At 71.6% G+C, this 16,771-nt stretch carries 14 protein-coding genes and 1 rRNA gene; 8 read left to right on the forward strand and 7 right to left on the reverse strand.

Going from position 1 to position 16,771, the window contains the following annotated elements; all coding sequences use genetic code 11:
- The first annotated feature begins 97 nt into the window (after positions 1 to 97).
- Together rrf and AN216_RS13160 are read left to right on the forward strand one after the other, a co-directional pair.
- Positions 98 to 214, forward strand: a 5S ribosomal RNA gene (gene rrf, locus AN216_RS13155).
- A 1,032-nt stretch (positions 215 to 1,246) separates the two neighbouring features.
- Positions 1,247 to 2,140, forward strand: a complete 894-nt coding sequence (locus AN216_RS13160) for a tetratricopeptide repeat protein (protein ID WP_244502448.1) — start codon at positions 1,247 to 1,249, stop codon at positions 2,138 to 2,140.
- Between the two features lie 50 nt (positions 2,141 to 2,190).
- On the opposite strand, the gene AN216_RS13165 is transcribed toward AN216_RS13160, so the two are convergent.
- From AN216_RS13165 to AN216_RS13185, 5 genes are all read right to left on the reverse strand, one after another.
- A complete protein-coding gene (locus tag AN216_RS13165) occupies positions 2,191 to 4,050 on the reverse strand; it encodes an IucA/IucC family protein (RefSeq protein ID WP_070196867.1) in 1,860 nt (619 codons plus the stop codon).
- On the reverse strand, positions 4,047 to 4,625 hold the full coding sequence (locus tag AN216_RS13170; RefSeq protein WP_070196868.1) for a GNAT family N-acetyltransferase: 579 nt from the start codon (positions 4,623 to 4,625) through the stop codon (positions 4,047 to 4,049). The genes AN216_RS13165 and AN216_RS13170 overlap by 4 nt, the downstream gene beginning before the upstream one ends.
- A complete protein-coding gene (locus AN216_RS13175) occupies positions 4,622 to 5,995 on the reverse strand; it encodes a lysine N(6)-hydroxylase/L-ornithine N(5)-oxygenase family protein (protein ID WP_079166549.1) in 1,374 nt (457 codons plus the stop codon). Before AN216_RS13175 ends, AN216_RS13170 begins: the two co-directional genes overlap by 4 nt.
- A gap of 112 nt (positions 5,996 to 6,107) precedes the next feature.
- A complete protein-coding gene (locus AN216_RS13180; RefSeq protein WP_070196869.1) occupies positions 6,108 to 7,688 on the reverse strand; it encodes a pyridoxal phosphate-dependent decarboxylase family protein in 1,581 nt (526 codons plus the stop codon).
- A 264-nt stretch (positions 7,689 to 7,952) separates the two neighbouring features.
- Entirely contained in the window at positions 7,953 to 9,215 is a 1,263-nt protein-coding gene (locus AN216_RS13185; protein WP_070196870.1) for a DUF1015 family protein, read from the reverse strand.
- Positions 9,216 to 9,303: 88 nt separating this feature from the next.
- Between AN216_RS13185 and AN216_RS13190 the strand changes: the two genes are divergently transcribed.
- Complete coding sequence (locus tag AN216_RS13190; RefSeq protein ID WP_244502447.1) at positions 9,304 to 10,404, forward strand: HAD-IIA family hydrolase; 1,101 nt, start codon at positions 9,304 to 9,306, stop codon at positions 10,402 to 10,404.
- Between the two features lie 89 nt (positions 10,405 to 10,493).
- On the opposite strand, the gene AN216_RS13195 is transcribed toward AN216_RS13190, so the two are convergent.
- Both AN216_RS13195 and AN216_RS13200 read right to left on the reverse strand, forming a co-directional pair.
- Positions 10,494 to 11,444 (reverse strand): siderophore-interacting protein, encoded by a 951-nt coding sequence (locus tag AN216_RS13195; RefSeq protein WP_070196871.1) that lies wholly within the window; start codon positions 11,442 to 11,444, stop codon positions 10,494 to 10,496.
- Between the two features lie 202 nt (positions 11,445 to 11,646).
- Complete coding sequence (locus AN216_RS13200; RefSeq protein WP_070196872.1) at positions 11,647 to 12,666, reverse strand: ABC transporter substrate-binding protein; 1,020 nt, start codon at positions 12,664 to 12,666, stop codon at positions 11,647 to 11,649.
- Between the two features lie 182 nt (positions 12,667 to 12,848).
- Between AN216_RS13200 and AN216_RS13205 the strand changes: the two genes are divergently transcribed.
- From AN216_RS13205 to AN216_RS13225, 5 genes are all read left to right on the forward strand, one after another.
- The gene (locus tag AN216_RS13205; protein ID WP_070196873.1) at positions 12,849 to 13,901 is read left to right on the forward strand and encodes a FecCD family ABC transporter permease; all 1,053 of its coding nucleotides are present in this window, start codon (positions 12,849 to 12,851) and stop codon (positions 13,899 to 13,901) included.
- Entirely contained in the window at positions 13,898 to 14,935 is a 1,038-nt protein-coding gene (locus AN216_RS13210) for a FecCD family ABC transporter permease (protein ID WP_070196874.1), read from the forward strand. The genes AN216_RS13205 and AN216_RS13210 overlap by 4 nt, the downstream gene beginning before the upstream one ends.
- Before the next feature lie 104 nt (positions 14,936 to 15,039).
- Entirely contained in the window at positions 15,040 to 15,846 is an 807-nt protein-coding gene (locus tag AN216_RS13215) for an ABC transporter ATP-binding protein (protein WP_070196875.1), read from the forward strand.
- Positions 15,847 to 16,001: 155 nt separating this feature from the next.
- Positions 16,002 to 16,469 carry a hypothetical protein gene (locus AN216_RS30865; protein WP_338059246.1) on the forward strand — a complete coding sequence of 156 codons (468 nt, stop codon included), beginning with the start codon at positions 16,002 to 16,004 and terminating at the stop codon, positions 16,467 to 16,469.
- A 49-nt stretch (positions 16,470 to 16,518) separates the two neighbouring features.
- Positions 16,519 to 16,771 (forward strand): S4 domain-containing protein (locus AN216_RS13225; protein ID WP_420855731.1); only part of this gene is annotated, 253 nt, incomplete at its 3' end.

Here is a 16,771-nt window from a genome sequence, read left to right on the forward strand (position 1 = left end):
CGAGGGCTTGACCATTGATGCTCGCGTTCACTGTGTGGGTTCTGAGACCACAACCCTTCACCCAGAATACATGTGAAGAGTGTGTGTTTCACCGTGTTTCGGTGGTCATAGCGTGAGGGAAACGCCCGGTTACATTCCGAACCCGGAAGCTAAGCCTTACAGCGCCGATGGTACTGCATGCGGGAGTGTGTGGGAGAGTAGGACACCGCCGAACAANTACTGCATGCGGGAGTGTGTGGGAGAGTAGGACACCGCCGAACAATTCTTAGGGCCGCTGGCCCTCAGTGCATTCACACTGAGGGCCAGCGGCTTTTTTGATCGGTGCGCGCCGGATGTTGCGGCTGCGCTGAAATGTTGCAGTAGCTGTAGACAGGAGCCCACATCGATGTCCACGAATTCGCCGGACGGTCTACCCGAGCGTCGATCCGGCAGGGACGAACCTCCCGGGAACAAGGGTGGTGGAGGTCCCCGACAGGGCCGGAGCGGCGACGGCCGACCGACCGGGCGACGTGATGACCGGGGACAGCGGCGGAACCAGGGGCAGGGCCCTCGGGGCGACCACCGCGGAGGTTCCGGCAACCGTGGTGGTCGGGATCGAAACGACCAGAACCGCGACAAGCGGGAGCGCTTCGACAACCGGAACAGTCGCCGTGGAGATTCTGCCGGGGGAGGCGGGCGTTCCCGCCCACGTGGTTCCGACGAGCGCGGTTCCGGCCGTACGTCCTCGGGAAGCCGATACGGCGGCGAGCGCCAGGGTGAGCGGCGCGAGTTCGGCCGGGACCGGGTCGAGCGCCGGCAGACGGGACAGGGCGGGGACAACCGCGGCCGAGACGGTGATCGCTCGTACGGTCGCGGTACCGGCGGCCCGGGCGCCCGCCGAGATGACCGAGACAGCCGCGCCTCTGGAGGAGGCGGTCGCGGAGATCGCGACCGGGGACGTTCCGCGGACCGGCGGCGGGACGACCGACCGGCGGGTCGGGACGGTCAGCGGGCCGGAGCGGGGCGCGCGGAACAGGGACGGGGCCGGCAGGGCGACGACCGCAGAAACCAGGGCCGCCCGCCCAGGAATGACGAGCGGGGTAGGGGGCCTCGTGGCGCGCGGCGTGACGAGCGTGGCGGCGCACCTCGCGGTCCCCGACGTGACGAGCGGAGCCGGGACGGTGGCCGCTATCAGGACCGTCGCCCGGGGGGCCGGGCCGACCGGGACAGGCGCCGTGGCGATGACCGGCGGCAGGATCGGGAGCCGCTGCGTCGACTGAGCATTCCCGAGGACGTGACCGGTGACGAGATCGACAAGGGTGTCCGCCAGGAACTGCTGAGCCTGCCCAGGACTCTGGCTGAGGACGTCGCGAAGAACCTGGTGATGGCCGCTCGCCTGCTGGAGGAGGACCCGGAGCAGGCGTATGCCTACGCGAAGGTGGCGCTGCGTCTGGCCTCCCGTGTCCCATCGGTACGTGAGACCGCCGGGTTCGCGGCGTACGCGGTGGGCAAGTACTCGGAGGCACTGGCGGAGTTCCGTGCGGCTCGGCGTATGACGGGCGGCGTGGAGCTCTGGCCGGTGATAGCGGATTGCGAACGAGGCATCGGCCGTCCCGAGCGTGCGCTCGCCATGGCTGGCGAGCCCGAGGTGCAGCAGCTGGACAAGGCCGGGCAGGTGGAGATGCGACTGGTGGCGGCCGGTGCGCGTCGGGATCTGGGTCAGGCCGAGGCCGCGGTGGTCACCTTGCAGAGTTCCGAGTTGGCCTCGGGCTCCCTACAGCCCTGGTCGGCGCGGCTGCGGTACGCGTACGCGGACGTGTTGCTCGAGGTCGGTCGGGAGGATGAAGCTCGGGAGTGGTTCGCCAAGGCCGTGGAAGCGGACCAGGGCGGAGTCACCGACGCCTCGGATCGGCTCGCGGAGCTGGACGGCATCGAGTTCGTCGACGCGCTCGACGAAGCGGAAGCGGACGAGGCGGAGGCAGCGGAAGAAGCCGCCGAGGAAGCGGAGACGGTCGCAGCCTCGAAGCCCCGCGCAGCCGGCTCCCCCGGTGACTCCCCACACGCCGCTGGGGCCACCGAGGCCGAGACCGCGGTGGCACCCCAGAATCCGAACCGCACCGATGGTACGGACGGGTCGGCGCCCGGCGGTACGGAGGACTGACGAGCCACGGACCGTGAGAGCGGAGCCGAGGACCTCGGCCCCGCTCCGGTTCAGGCGTACGGGGCGATCGGATTGGCCAGCGTGCCGACCAGTTGCAGCGCGCCCGCGGGATCCTGCAGATCGACCATCTGCTGGTTGTCGCGCAGTTGTAGGCGGTTGAGCGCCGAGAGCGCGAAGTCCGGGCAGAACAGGTCGTACCGTTCGAAGCGTTCCGCCAGGTGAGGGGCGGACTTCTGATAGTCGGTGACACAGTCCGCCACAGTCGTCCAGAAGGTGTCCTCGTCGAGGATGCCGTCCACCGCCAGAAGGCCGTTGAGGAACCGGAAGAAGCAGTCGAAGACGTCCGTGAAGAGCGACAGCACCTTCATGTCCGCCGGCACCTCCGCCCGGATGCGCTCCACCTCGGGTGGCAGCGGTGTCTCCGGGGACATGACGGCGATCTCCTCCGCGATGTCCTTGAAGAGGGCTCGCTGGGGTACGCCGTGTTGGTCCAGCACCAGGATGACGTTCTCCCCGTGCGGCATGAAGACCAACTCGTAGGCGTAGAAGCAGTGCAGCAGCGGCGTCAGGTAGGTGTCGAGATAGCGGCGGAGCCAGTCGGCGGGCTCCAACCCGGACTCCCGGATCAGGGCGACGGCGAATGATCCGCCGTGCCGGTCGGTGTGCAGCAATGAGGCCATGGTGACCAGCCGCTCGCCCGCTCCGAGCAACGGAACGGGACTCTCCCGCCAGAGCGCGGCGAGCATCTTCAGATACGGCGAGGACTTCTCGCAGGCGGCTTCGTACACTTCCGGGTGGTATCCGACCGCGGCCCGCTCCCGCAGTATTGCCAGGCCGCTCGCCCGTAGTACGGGGTCCTGGGCGACCAGTTCGTGCAGCCAGTCGTTGATCGCCGGGGTGGCCTTCATGTAGGCGGCGGACAGCCCCCGCAGGAAGCCCATGTTCAGCACCGACAGGGCCGTCTTGACGTAGTGCCGGGACGGTCGGCTGGTGTTGAAGAAGGTGCGGATGGACTGCTGGGCCTGGTGCTCGTCGTCGCCGTGCCCGAGGAAGACGAGGCGGCGTCGGGCCACCTCGGCGGCGAAGGTCACGGACAGCTTGTTCCACCACTGCCAGGGGTGTACGGGGATGAGCTGGTAGTCCGCCGGCCGGAGACCCAGTTCCCTCAGCCGGTCGTCGAATCGTTCCCGCGTCTGCGGGTCGAGTTCCTCGCGCAGCAACTCCTCCTCCATGAGGCCGGCGGAGGCGGTGAAGGTGGCGTACCGGCGGTCGGCCGCCAACCAGGCCAGACGTACGGGCGCACCGGCCTCCGGCGCGTACGCGTGGTATTCCGCCAGGTCGAAGCCGAGCCGCCCGTTGTTCGCCACGAAGCAGGGGTGCCCTTCGGTCATCCCTGCCTCGACGCGCTGGAAGTCGGCCCGTGCCAGTTCCGGCGCGTCGAGCTGCTCCTGGGCGAGCTTGAAGGCGGTGCCGGACAGGGTCGAGCTGATCTCCTCGAGGTAGACCGGCAGTACCTGGGGACTCAGGCCCAGCGTCTCGCGCAGTTCGGTGATCAGCTCGAGGGCGTCGAGCGGCAGTGAGTCCGAAGCGGCGACGCCGCCTGCTTGCGCCGAGCCGTCCGCCGAACCGCCCGCCTCGGGCGTACGGACCCGGCGCCGGGCAATGCTGGACGCGTCGACGTGCCAGTGCTCGAGGCTGAGCACGGTGGCCGCGAAGGAGTACTCGATATCCCCCTCGTCGCTGCGTATCCGGTAGTGCCCGTCGGCCGTCGGCCGCGGCTCCAGTAGCCGTTCGTGCGCGAACTCGGCCAGCGTCTTGCGTACGAGCAGCCGGTTGGCGTGCTCCCAACGCTCCGGAGTGAGGTGGGCGACGGCCGCCTCGGCGGAGAGGGGCGTGTGGCGGGGAGTCATCGACTATCTCCTTGGCTGGCCAGGTACTGGTCGCGGGTGCAGGTGCTCAGATACGCCTCTTTGCCGGGCAGCGGCACGGTTCGCTCGATCCGGAACCCGACCGTCGCGTTCAGCGTGTGGACGGCGGTGTTGCGTACGTCGGGTTCGACCACGATCCGGTCGATCGCGGGGTCGGCGAACAGGAACTCCATCACCGTGACGATCACCGCGCGGGTGAAGCCGTGCAGCGGCCGTTCCGTGGGGGCGCACAGGAAGTGCATGCCGAGGTCGCCGGGGCGGACGGAGTACACCTCGCCCAGCTCCTGCTCCGGGGCGTAGCGCTCGACCAGGAAGGCGGGCGAGCCCTCGTGCAGACCGAGGAAGGCGTCATGTCCCTCGCGTGCCGCGATGTCCAGGAACTCACGCTCGACATCCGGTGGTTCCGCCTCCTGCAGCATCCAGTACACGGCCTTGGGGTGGGTCACCCAGCGATGCAGCAGTTCCGCGTCGCCGTACGGATCGACCGGCCGCAGCGAGAGTTCCCCGAGTCGGGGGTCCGAGCGGCTGAAGACTGGTTGGGGCCGGGGCGCGCTCATGCCCGTGCTCCGGTGGGTCCCGCGGGCGTGTCCGGCTCGTCATCCGTGGGGGTGCCGTCTGTGGGCGCGGCGAACTCCTGGAAGGCTATGGAGCGCTCGACGGGATAGTGCTCGCGGCCGAGCAGCTCGCGGATGACGCAGGAGTTGCGGTAGGCGCCCATGCCCAGGTCGGGCGCGACGAATCCGTGGGTGTGCAGTTCGGCGTTCTGCACGTAGATCTCCTGGCCGGCGGTGTCGATGCTGTAGTTCCGCCGCACGGCGAAGCGGCCCTGCTCGTCCCACCTGATCCGGTCCCGGACGGGGGCGAGGAAGTCCGGGGTCTGGTAGCGGTAGCCGGTGGCGAGGACGAGACCCTGGCTGCGCAGGAGGAAGTCCCGCCGCTGTTCCCGCTGCCGCAGGTGCAGGGTGTACGAGCCGTCGCTCTCGGAGTAGTGCGCGCCGGTCAGCGTGGTGTTGGTCATCAGCCGGGTGGGGCACGGCCCGCGCCCGCTCTTCTGGTAGAGCAGGTCGAAGATCCCGTCGATCAGTTCGGAGTTGATGCCCTTGTAGAGGTTCTTCTGCGAGCCCACCAGCCGGTCCCGGGTGTCGGCGGGCAGCGCGTGGACGTAGTCGGCGTACTCCGGTGAGGTCATCTCCAGGGTGAGCTTGGTGTACTCCAGCGGGAAGAACCGCGGTGACCTGGTGACCCAGTTGAGCTGGTAGCCGTGCCGGTCTATGTCCTGCAGCAGGTCGTGGTAGATCTCGGCGGCGCTCTGCCCACTGCCGACGAGGGTGATGCTGTCCTTGGCCTGCAGGGCGTCCTTGTGCCGCAGGTAGGCCGAGTTGTGCACCAGGTCGCCGCCGAGGTCGCGGCACGCCTCGGGGACGTACGGCGGAGTGCCGGTGCCGAGCACCAGCTTGCGCGTCCGGTGGACCGCGGACGCCCCTGTGTCGGTGTCGACCGCGTGCACCAGGTAGAGGCCCTCGTCCGGGGCGTACTCCACGGTCGTGACCCGCTGCCCGAAGCGGATGCTGGAGAGTTTGTCCGCGACCCATCGGCAGTAGTCGTTGTACTCGGTGCGCAGCGGATAGAAGCTCTCGCGGATGTAGAACGGGTAGAGCCGTCCCACCTCCTTGAGGTAGTTCAGGAAGGAGTACGGCGAGGTGGGGTCGGCCAGGGTGACCAGGTCAGCCAGGAACGGCGTTTGCAACGTGCTGCTCTCCAGCAGCATTCCGGGGTGCCAGTCGAAGCCCGGACGGCTCTCCAGGAACAGGCCATCGAGTTCCTCGATCGGCTCGCTGAGGGCGGCCAGCCCGAGGTTGAACGGACCCAGCCCGATGGCGACGAAGTCGTGCGGGGCCGATCGTGCGTGCGGGGGAGCTGTGGACACGTGGGGTCTCCGGTGGAGTGGACGGTCGAGGGCACGCGGACGCGCGCGCCGGGCGTACGGACGTGCGTGGGCGTACGGACGCGCGTGGGCGTACGGGCGAGGTGACGGGGGCTCAGCTGGCCTGCCGGTCGCCGGGCGACAGCTCCGCACGGTCCGGCGTGGCGTGTCGGGCGAGGTACGCGCCGGCGTGTTCGGCGAGCAGTTCCAGCACGGCGGTGATGTCGGACAACTCGGTGTCCGGGTTGAGCAGGGTGAACTTCAGATAGTGCCGGTCGTCCACCACGGTGCTCGCGACGACACCCTCACCCGAGGCGAACAGGGCCTCACGGGCGTGCAGGTTGGCGCGATCGCAGAGCCCCGCCTGCGCCGGATCGGTGCCGTCCCCGGGCAGCCAGCGGAACACCAGCGTGCTCAGCTGCGGGCGTGTGACCACCTCGAACCGCGGGTCGGCGGTCAGGATCTCCCAGGCCGCGGCCGTACGCTCCAGCACCTGGTCGAAGAGCCGGCCTACGGCGTCGGCGCCCATGACGCGCAGCGTCATCCAGAGCTTCAGGGCGTCGAATCGACGTGTGGTCTGGAGCGACTTGTCGACCTGATTGGGGACGCGTTCGGCGTTGCGGGCCGGGTTGAGATAGTCGGCGTGATATGTCGCGTGGCGCAGCGTCGTATGGTCCCGGACCAGCAGCGCACTGGAGCTGACCGGCTGGAAGAACGACTTGTGGTAGTCGACCGTGACCGAGTCGGCTTCCTCGATGCCGTCCAGCAGAGGGCGGTGACGGGACGTGAGCAGCCCACATCCGTACGCCGCGTCGACGTGCAGCCAGATGCCGGAGTCCCGGCAGACCCGGGCGAGTTCGGGGAGCGGGTCGATGCTCCCGAAGTCGGTGGTGCCGGCGGTGGCGACCACGGCCATCGGCACCAGGTCCGCCTGTCGGAGGCGCTCCAACTCGTGGGTGAGCGCCACCGGGAGCATGCGCCGGTCCTGGTCGCAGGGCACCGACACGACCGCTTCGGCGTCCAGCCCGAGCAGCATGGCGGCCTTGGTGACGCTGAAGTGGCTGCACTCGGAGGTGAGGATCCGCAGCCTCGGCAGGACCCCGGACCGGGGCGGCGGCACGGCGGCGTTCTTCCGCTCGAGCCGGCACGCCTCCTCCCGGGCGAGCAGCAGCGCCTGCAGGTTGGACTGGGTGCCGCCGCTGGTGAAGATCCCGTCCGCGGCCCTGCCGAGGCCGAGGCGTTGTGCCGTCCAGTCGATGAGTCGACGTTCGATGAGGGTGCCGCCGGCGCTCTGGTCCCAGGTGTCCAGCGAGGAGTTGACGGCGGAGAGCACGGCTTCCGCGACCACCGCGGGGATGACCACCGGGCAGTTCAGATGGGCGAGGTAGCGCGGGTGGTGGAAGTAGACCGCGTCCCGCAGGTAGACCCGCTCCAACTCGTCGAGCGCCGCGGCGGAGTCGCCCAGCGGCTGGTCCAGGTCGACACGGCCCACCTCCGGCGCCAGCTCCGCGGGAGTGACGCCGGTGAACGGCCGCTCGGCCGCGTCGAGTTTGGCGGCCACCCGACCGACTCCCTCCGTCACCGAGCGCTGGTAGAACTCCGTGCGGGCATGGCCCAGCAGGTATGACCGGTCGTCCTCGGTCCCCGGCGCACTCCTGGGGGACGGGTCCTCGGGCGAGTGCGCGAGGAGACTCATGAGTTGCCCTTCCTGACGGCGACTTGAGCACGCTGGGCGGGACGGACGGGGGAGTTCCCGCCCGCCGTACAGCGAAGCAAGGGTAGCCTAACCTAATGCTGGGAGCGTGTGTACGCCCCCTGGGGGGACGGGTCCGGACGCTCCGGGCAGCCAGCGTCAGTGGCTCAACGGCGCCGAACGTACGGGCCGGTGGGCCCCGGATCAGGCCGGCTCGGCGGGGCAGGCAAGCTCGGCCCGGCCCGGCTCGATCGGCCCGGTGGCGGCTCAGGCGGGCTCGTCGCCGAGCAGCCGGAGCACCACCCCGGACGCCGGCTTGGGTCCGAACGAGGTGGACTTGCGCGGCATCATGACCCCCTGGTCGGCCAGTTCCCGCACGGTCTCCTCCCGGACGGCCCGCAGCAGGACGGCCGTGCCGCCGTGCTCGTGTGCCTTGTCCACCGCCGCCTCGGCGGAGTGGAGGTAGCTGATGTCCGAGGGCCGGTCCGGGACCTGCCAGACCGCGTCCAGCAGCACGGAGTGCAGCACGGTGGCGTCCAGCCGCCGCCAGCCCGCCGGCCGGTCGGTTCGTACGGCCCGCTCCAGCAGCGCCGGATCGGGGCGGTCCAGCAGCCTGAACGAGCCCCGGCCGCCGGAGAGCAGGAAGGCGTTCCCCGTCGTCCGCTCCAGCGCGGCCAGCGCGTCCGGCAGTGACCCGTCGACCGTACGGCAGCGGAAGAGCCCCTCCGACGCGGCGACCGCGCTGTCCAACGGCAGCCGGGGCAGCACCCGGTGGATGGCCCGGACCCGCAGCGGGTATCGCGCCGAGTCGACCAGCAGCACCAGGCCACGCTCCCAGTCAGCCCGCCCCGGACGCTCCTCGCGCAGCCGGAGGTAGGTCGCCCACCGGTGGTGACCGTCGGCGATCAACGCCTCCTGGCGGCGCAGCCCGGCGTCGACGGCGGCCAGTTCCTCCGGGTCGGTCACGGCCCACAGTCGATGACTCCAGCCGTCCTCCGTCGTCGCGGCGAACAGCGGCGCCGCCTCCTCGACGGTCCGCTCGATGACCGCCGAGGCGTCGCCGGACGCGTCGTCGCCGGCACCGTCATACGCCAACAGCAGCGGTTCGAACTGCGCCGCCGCCTCCCGCATCAGATCCGCGCGGTCTGCCACGATCTCCGGCACCACGTCCTCGTGCGGCAGCACCGGACCGTCCAGCCGCAGCGCCCCGATGAGGCCCCGCTGTAGCACCTCGCCGTGCCGCTGCTCGTAGACGTACAGCGTGGGTGCCTCGTCCCGCTCCAGCACGCCCTCCCGCTGCCAGCGACACAGCGTGTCGGCCGCCTGGTGGTGGCGGGTGGCCGGGTCCGGGGCGTGCGGGAGGATCAGCCGAACGATGTTGTGCGGGTCGGCGGTCTCCAGATGTGCCACTCCGTCCGGCCGCACCACCACGTCGTACGGCGGGGACAGCACGGCGGCGAGGCTGTTGACCCGCCTCGCGGCGTACCGCAGGCCGCGGAAGGGGCTCAGATGGAGACCGGAACTGCGCATCACTGCATGCTAGGCCGCCCCGGCCGATGCCTCCCGGCCCGCTGGGGGATCATCGGTGGCAGGAAGCGGACAACAGAGGAGCGACATCTTGCTGCAGTCATCCGACCGGCCGCTGCACGAGGCGTACGACACCGCCCTGCTGGATCTGGACGGTGTGGTCTACGCGGGCGGCGCGCCCGTGCCGTACGCCGTGCCGGCGCTGGAGCGGGTCCGGGCGGACGGGATGCGGCTGGCGTACGTCACCAACAACGCCGCCCGTACGCCCCAGGACGTCGCGGCCCACCTGACCCAACTGGGCGTGCCGGCCACGCCCGAGGACGTGGTCACCTCGGCACAGGCGGTGGCGCGGCTGATCGCGGATCGGTTGGCCGCGGGGGCGCGCGTGCTGTGCGCGGGGGGCGCGGGTCTGCGGGTGGCGCTGGTCGAGCGGGGGTTGGTGCCCGTGGACTCCGCCGAGGACGCTCCGGAGGCGGTGGTGCAGGGCTACGGCGGTGCGGAGCTCTCCTGGGGCGTGCTCACGGAGGCGGCGCTCGCGGTCGGGCGCGGCCTGCCGTGGTTCGCCTCGAACACGGACCTGACGGTGCCCAGTGGTCGCGGCATCGCCCCGGGCAACGGCGCGGCTGTCGAGGTCGTACGCGGCGCGACCCGGTGGATGCGGGAGCCTCCGGAGCCGGTGGTGGCCGGGAAGCCACAGCCGTCGATGCACCGGGAGACCGTACTGCGTACGGACGCCCGGCGGCCCCTGGTGGTGGGGGACCGGTTGGACACCGACATCGAGGGCGCGCACGCGGGCGGGGTGGACTCGCTGCTGGTGCTGACCGGCGTGACCGGCGCCGCCCAACTGCCGGGCGCGCGGCCCCGGCACCGCCCCAGCTACCTCGCCGCGGATCTGCGTGGCCTGCTGGCACCGCAGCCGGTGGTCACCGGTTCCGCCGGCCGCGGGTTCGACTGCGGCGGCTGGACCGCGGTGGCAGGCCGGGACGGCGTACGCCTACGGGGGGACGGCGAGCCGCTGGACGGGCTGCGGGCGCTGTGTCGGGCCGCCTGGGCGGCGGCGGACGGTGCGGGAGTCACCGGAGCCCCCGAGGCCCCCGAGACCCCGGTGGCCCCCCAGACCCCCGAGGCCACCGGGGAGACCGACGGACCGCGACCGGACACGGCCATGTCCCTGGCGCGGCTGGGCTACTGAGCGTGGGCGAACCCGACGGGCGACCGAAGCGGGCGGGCCGTCAGAGTCGTTCGCCCTGGCGTGTCCGGGCGCGGCATGCCGTGGCGGGGTCAGTCCCCCTCGTTGACCGGGTTGACCGGATTGCCCGCCACCGCCTCCTCCACCAACTGCTCCTCGGCGGAGCCGAGTCGCCAGTAGCCGGTGAACTTCACCGCCTTGCGGTCGAATCCGCGCTCCTGGACGAGGTGCCGCCGCAGCGTCTTGACGGTGCCGGCCTCGCCGGCGATCCAGGCGTACGGTCGAGCACCGGCCGGCAGTTCGGCCGCGCGCAGCGCGTCCAGCGCGACCTGGCCGCGGGCCACGCCGGTCGGCGCCTCGTCTCGTACGAGCCAGGTGACATCGGTGTTCGCGGCGCTGGGGAGCGGCTGCTTGTCCGCCGCGTGCGGCACCTCCAACAGCGCCTTGACCGGGGTACCCGCCGGCAGCCAGTCGAGGATTCCGGCGACCGCCGGCAGCGCGGTCTCGTCCGCGCTGAGCAGCACCCAGTCGGTGCCGTCCGGCGGCCGGAAGTCCACGGCGGCGTTGTCCCGCACAGTGGGGGCGAAGACCGTGACCCGGTCGCCGGGTCGCGCGTGCGCCGCCCAGCGCGCGGCGGGGCCGGCGGCGCAGGTCGTACCCGCGGCACTCCGGATGCCTCCGGCACTTCCGGCGCTCTCGGAGTCCAGGCCGTGCAGCACGAAGTCAATGTCCAACTCGTCCGGTTCACGACGCAGTTCGCGCACGGTGTAGGAGCGCATCACGGCGCGCTCGCCTGCGTCCATGGCACGCCACGCGGGGAACCAGTCGGCGCCGCACTCGGTCGGCACCACCGGGGCGCTCTGGTGCGGGTGCGGAAGGAACAGCTTGACGCGTTGGTCCCGGCCGCCGGAGACGAAGTCCGACAACCGTGCGCCGCCGAGCGTGACCCGCATCATGGAGGGCGAGACCAGTCGGGAGCGCACGACGCTGAGTTCGAAGAACGCGAAGGGCAGGGCGGGGGCTTCGGGCGCCGCGATGCTCATGGGGAGCCTCCTGTGCTGGGCTGACGGGCCGGGTCCTCGCCTGGGGCGGGCCGGCTCCGGTCGGTCGGTTCACGGTGCTGCTCGTGGTGCTGTCTTCGGTCCGGTGAGGTGCTGTCTTCGGGCTGGTCGTGGGCTCGGTGGTTCGTACGGCTTCCGGCTTCGGATCCGCGAGTCGCGCTCCCGGCCAGCGTGGGGCGGCGGGTCAGCGCACCTTCCCGGCCTCCCGCAGGGTGCTGGCCAGCTTCTCCAGTAGCGGGAGCGACCCCTGATAGGAGAATCGGGGTTCGTAGGCCCAGGGGATGACCTGGTCGGCCTGCACGGCCGGCAGTTCCGTCCAAGTGGGCTTCTTCCGTAGGGCCTCGGGTTGGAGCGCCTGACCACGGTTGTCCAGCATGATCACGTCGGCGCCGTACTTGTCGGCGTTCTCCCAGCTCAGCGGCTCGAAGTAGCCGTCCTTGTCGACCTTGTCCGGGACCACAACCTCGACTCCCAGCTCGCGCAGGAATATCAGGTCGGCGTTCGTCTTCGGGGTGGCGACGTAGAACAGGTCGCGGCTCCCGGAGGTGGCCAGCACCTTGAGTCCGCCGCGCTCCTCGGCCGTCTCGCGCAGTGTCTCGGCGGCCTTCTCGAAGCGCCGCTTGGCCTCACTGACCTTCTTCGCCTCGAGGTCGGCGCCGAGCGCCCCGGCGAGCTCGCCGTGTCGTCGGATGACCCTCGACAGCGAGACCTGGGATGCCTTGAGGGCGATACCGGGGGCGAGTTCGAGGATCTTCTCCTTGCTCTCCTCCGGGACGAACCACAACTTGCCGGGCTGGTAGCTGGGGGCGATCAGCACGTCCGGCCGGAGCTTCGCGTACCTCTCGATGTCGAACTCCCCGAACGCGCTGCCGATGACCTCCAGGCGGTCCACGGGGAGGTCGCCGGCCTGCGGGTCGGGTTGGCCGTTGGCGAGCTTCGTCGGGCCGAAGACCCCGACCAGCCGCTTGTCGACGCCGAAGTCGTGCAGCGCCGCGGCCGTCCCGACGTACGCGACGACGCGTTCCGGTCGGCCCTTCAGTGAGACCTTCTTCTTCCGGTCGTCCGTGAACGACCAGGAGCCGCCACCCCCCGAGTCCGAACCTCCGCCGTCCCCGCAGGCGGTGAGCAGCGCGCCGAGCCCGGCCGCGCCTCCGGCGGCGAGCAGACCTCGGCGGGTGAGGCGAGGAGTGTGGGAGCGTGCCATGGGACGTCTTCCTCAGGTGTGCGGGCGGACAGCCGACAGACGGTCCCAGGGCTTCAATGCCTCGATACCGTGGGCCCGATGGGCTGCGAACTGTGGTTAGGTTAACCTAACCACAGTCTTTGTCCAATGGCCCGCCCCGCGACCGTGGCCGGCCCCACTCCGACAGGTACGGAGCCCCGTACGTGACGCTCCTGAAACCCGCGCCCGCCGAGCCGGGGACAGCGCCCGCCGAGGCGCCGACGCGCGGTCGTTACGCGTTGCGCGCCGCCGGACTCCTCGGCGCGCTGGCCCTGTTGTGCCTGCTGGTCGTGCTGAGCCTCGCCTTCGGAGCGAAGCCGCTGAGTCCGGCGGAGGCGTGGCGGGGGTTGCTGGACAATGCTTCCCCGCACTACGCCGTGGTGCACGAGATGCGGCTGCCCCGGACTCTGATCGGGCTGCTGGCCGGCGTCGCCCTGGGTCTGGCGGGTGGGGTGATGCAGGCGCTGACCCGTAACCCGCTGGCCGATCCGGGGCTGCTCGGCATCAACGCCGGCGCCGCAGCCGCCGTGGTCACGGCCATGTCGGTCTTCCAGGTCAGCACCTTCGACGCGTACGTCTGGTTCGCCTTCCTGGGCGCCGCCGCCGTCTCCGCCGTGGTGTACGTGGTCGGCGGCGGGCGCGGCGCCACCCCGGCACGCTTGGCGCTCGCCGGCGCGGCACTGAACGCGGCGCTGCTGTCGTACGTCAACGCGGCGCAGTTGCTGGACACCGCCTCGCTGGACCGGATGCGGTTCTGGACCGTCGGCTCGCTTGTCGGCGCGCGGCCGGAGACCGCCTCCAAGCTGCTGCCGTTCGTCGTCCTGGGCGCGCTGATGGCGCTCGCGCTCGCCCGGCCGCTCAACGCGCTGGCGCTCGGGGACGAATCGGCGCAGGCGCTGGGCTCCCGGCCGGCCCGCACCCGGGCGGGGGCGATGGTGGCGGTGACGCTGCTCTGTGGCGCCGCCACGGCCGCCTGCGGGCCGATCGTGTTCGTCGGCCTGATGGTTCCGCACCTGGTGCGCGGCCTCACCGGTCCGGACCAGCGGTGGATGCTGCCGTACTGCGCGGTGCTGGCCCCGGTGCTGCTGCTGGCCGCCGACGTGCTCGGGCGGCTGGTGGCCCGGCCCGCCGAACTCCAGGTGGGGATCGTGACGGCGGTGCTCGGCGGCCCGTTCTTCCTCTACTTCGTGCGTGGGCGGAAGGTGGCGCACACATGAGTGTCCTACGCACCTCCGGGGGGCTCTCCGTCGCCTACCGGCCGCGTGCCCTCGCGGTCGGCTCCGGATGCCTGCTGCTGGCCCTGCTGGGCGCGCTGTTCACCCTCGCGAGCGGCGGTGGCGACTATCCGCTGAGCGTCGACCAGGTGCTCAGCACGCTGATCGGCCAGGGGAACCCGGCCGACGCGTTCATCGTGCGGGAGGTGCGGCTGCCCCGGGTGGCCACCGGCCTGCTGGTGGGCGCCGCGCTGGCGCTGGGCGGAGCCGTCTTCCAGTCCGTCGTACGCAACCCGCTGGGCAGCCCGGACATCCTGGGCTTCACCCAGGGGTCGGCCGCCGGGGCACTCGTCGCCATCGCCCTGCTCGGCGGCGGGAGTCTCGCCCTCGCCTCCGGCGCGATCCTCGGTGGCGTCGGCACCGGGCTGCTGATCTACGCGCTCTCCTGGCGTCAGGGACTGCACGGCTACCGGCTGGTCCTCATCGGCATCGGTGTGACGGCGATCCTCACCGGGGTCAACGGCTACCTGCTGACCCGCGCGCAGATCTCCGAGGCGGCCCGGGCCGTCCTCTGGCTCACCGGCAGCCTCGACGGACGAGGCTGGGAGGACGTACTCCCCCTGTTGTGCGCCATGGTGGTGCTGCTCCCCGTGGTGCTCCTCGGCTGTGCCCGGGCGCTGCACATGCTGGAGATGGGCGACGACACAGCGTACGCCCTCGGGGTGCGGGTGGACCGGGTGCGGTTGGCCGCGCTGGCGGCGGCGGTGCTGCTGGTCAGCTTCGGGGCGGCGGCGGCCGGTCCGGTGGCCTTCGTCGCGTTGGTGGCGCCGCAGCTGGCGCGTCGGCTGACGAAGGCACCCGGCCCGAACCTGCTGCCCGCCGCCTGTCTCGGCTCGGCCCTGCTGGTGCTCGCCGACCTGGTGGCGCAACGGGCCTTCACGGGCCACGAGTTGCCGGTCGGCGTCATCACCGGCGTACTGGGCGGCGGCTATCTGGTGTGGTTGCTGGCCACCGAGCGCAGGGCGGGACGGATTTGACGTACGGGCAGCGGACGACGGATCCCACAGCAGCCGCGTACGGCCGCCAGGGCAGAACCGGCCAGGGCAGAACCGGCCACGGGAGAACTGAGAGGACCACGGACATGGACGCAACCGCCGGTACACGCTTGCACGGAGACGGGCTGACACTCGGCTACGACCAACGCACCATCGCCCGGGACCTGGACGTCGCCGTGCCCGACGAGTCCTTCACCGTGATCGTCGGGCCGAACGCCTGCGGCAAGTCGACGCTGCTGCGGGCGCTCTCCCGGATGCTGAAACCGGCGGCGGGCTCCGTGCTGCTGGACGGCTCCGACATCCACCGGCTCCCGCCGAAGCAGGTCGCCCGTACGCTGGGCCTGCTGCCGCAGGCGTCCGTCGCGCCGGACGGCATCACGGTGGCTGACCTGGTGGCCCGCGGCCGGTACCCGCACCAGGGGGTACTGCGGCAGTGGTCCCGTACGGACGAGCGCGTCGTGTCCGAGTCGATGGCCTCGACCGGGGTCGCGGAGCTGGCCGACCGCTTCGTGGCGGAGCTCTCCGGCGGCCAGCGGCAGCGCGTGTGGATCGCGATGGCCCTCGCCCAGCAGACCCCGCTGCTGCTGCTCGACGAGCCGACGACCTATCTCGACATCGCGCACCAGATCGAGGTGCTGGACCTGTGCGCCGGGCTGCACGCGGAGGGCCGCACCGTGGTGGCCGTACTCCACGACCTGAACCACGCGGCCCGCTACGCCACCCACCTGATCGCGATGCGGGACGGGGAGATCGTCGCGGAGGGCGAGCCGGCCGAGGTGATGACCGCGGAGCGGGTGGAGGAGGTCTTCCAACTGCCCTGCACGGTGATCGACGACCCCGAGTCGGGGACCCCGCTGGTGGTGCCGGCCGCCCGGCACCGGGTCCGCGCCTGAGCCGGGCCCGGGTGCCGCCCGAGAGCCCGTGGAACGCCGTCGGAGGGCCGCCGGCGCGCCGCCGATGACGGGGCGAGGACCGGCCGGTGACCGTCGGGTGACCACCTGTCGCCCATACGCCATATCGCCGCCGCACAGCGGGTAGCGTCTGGAGCATGAACGAGCCGACGCCCGGCACCGGGCAGCGCACCCGGCCGGGGGTGCCGAACGACCAGCCGTCCGCCGGGCCGGGCACCCCCGAGACCAGCCCGAACTCGGACCCGGGGCCTCCCGGACCGCCGGAGGTGGCGGCGGCGTCGCAGGCGGCGGACCCGGCCGGGAGCGGGGCGCGTACCGACCCGGACACCCCGGACAGCATCAGGGGCTCCGGGGGCGAACCGGACGAGGACGGACAGGAAACGGGCACCGCAGCGCATGCCCCGACCGAAGCGGATCCGGAAGCGCCCCGTCCGCTCGGGGTCGGTACCGAACCGACCGGCCACTCGCCCGTGGACGCCCAACTGCGTCGGCTGGCGGACGCCGACCACCTCGCCGTGTCCGGTCACCTCGAGGTGTACGAGGATGTGCACCGCGGCCTGCGGGACACCCTGGCCGCGCTCGACACACACGACGCCGGGAGCTGAACCGCACGTGGCCGCCACCCGCCCGCAACGCCGCAGACTCGACACGGAGCTGGTCCGTCGTAAGCTCGCGCGCTCACGCGAGCACGCCGGCCAGCTGATCGCCGCTGGCCGGGTGACCGTCGGTGGCGTGCCCGCCGGCAAGGCGGCCACCCAGGTGGCGACCAGCGCCGCGGTGCTGGTGCGGCCGGACGACGACGATCCGGACTACGTCTCGCGCGGAGGCCACAAGCTCGCCGGCGCGCTCGCGGTCTTCGAGCCGCGGGGCCTGCGGGTCGAGGGCCGCCGGGCGCGCTGTACCGTAC

Origin of the sequence: Streptomyces oceani (genome assembly GCF_001751245.1) — a bacterium.
In the GTDB taxonomy this organism is placed as follows: domain Bacteria; phylum Actinomycetota; class Actinomycetes; order Streptomycetales; family Streptomycetaceae; genus Streptomyces; species Streptomyces oceani.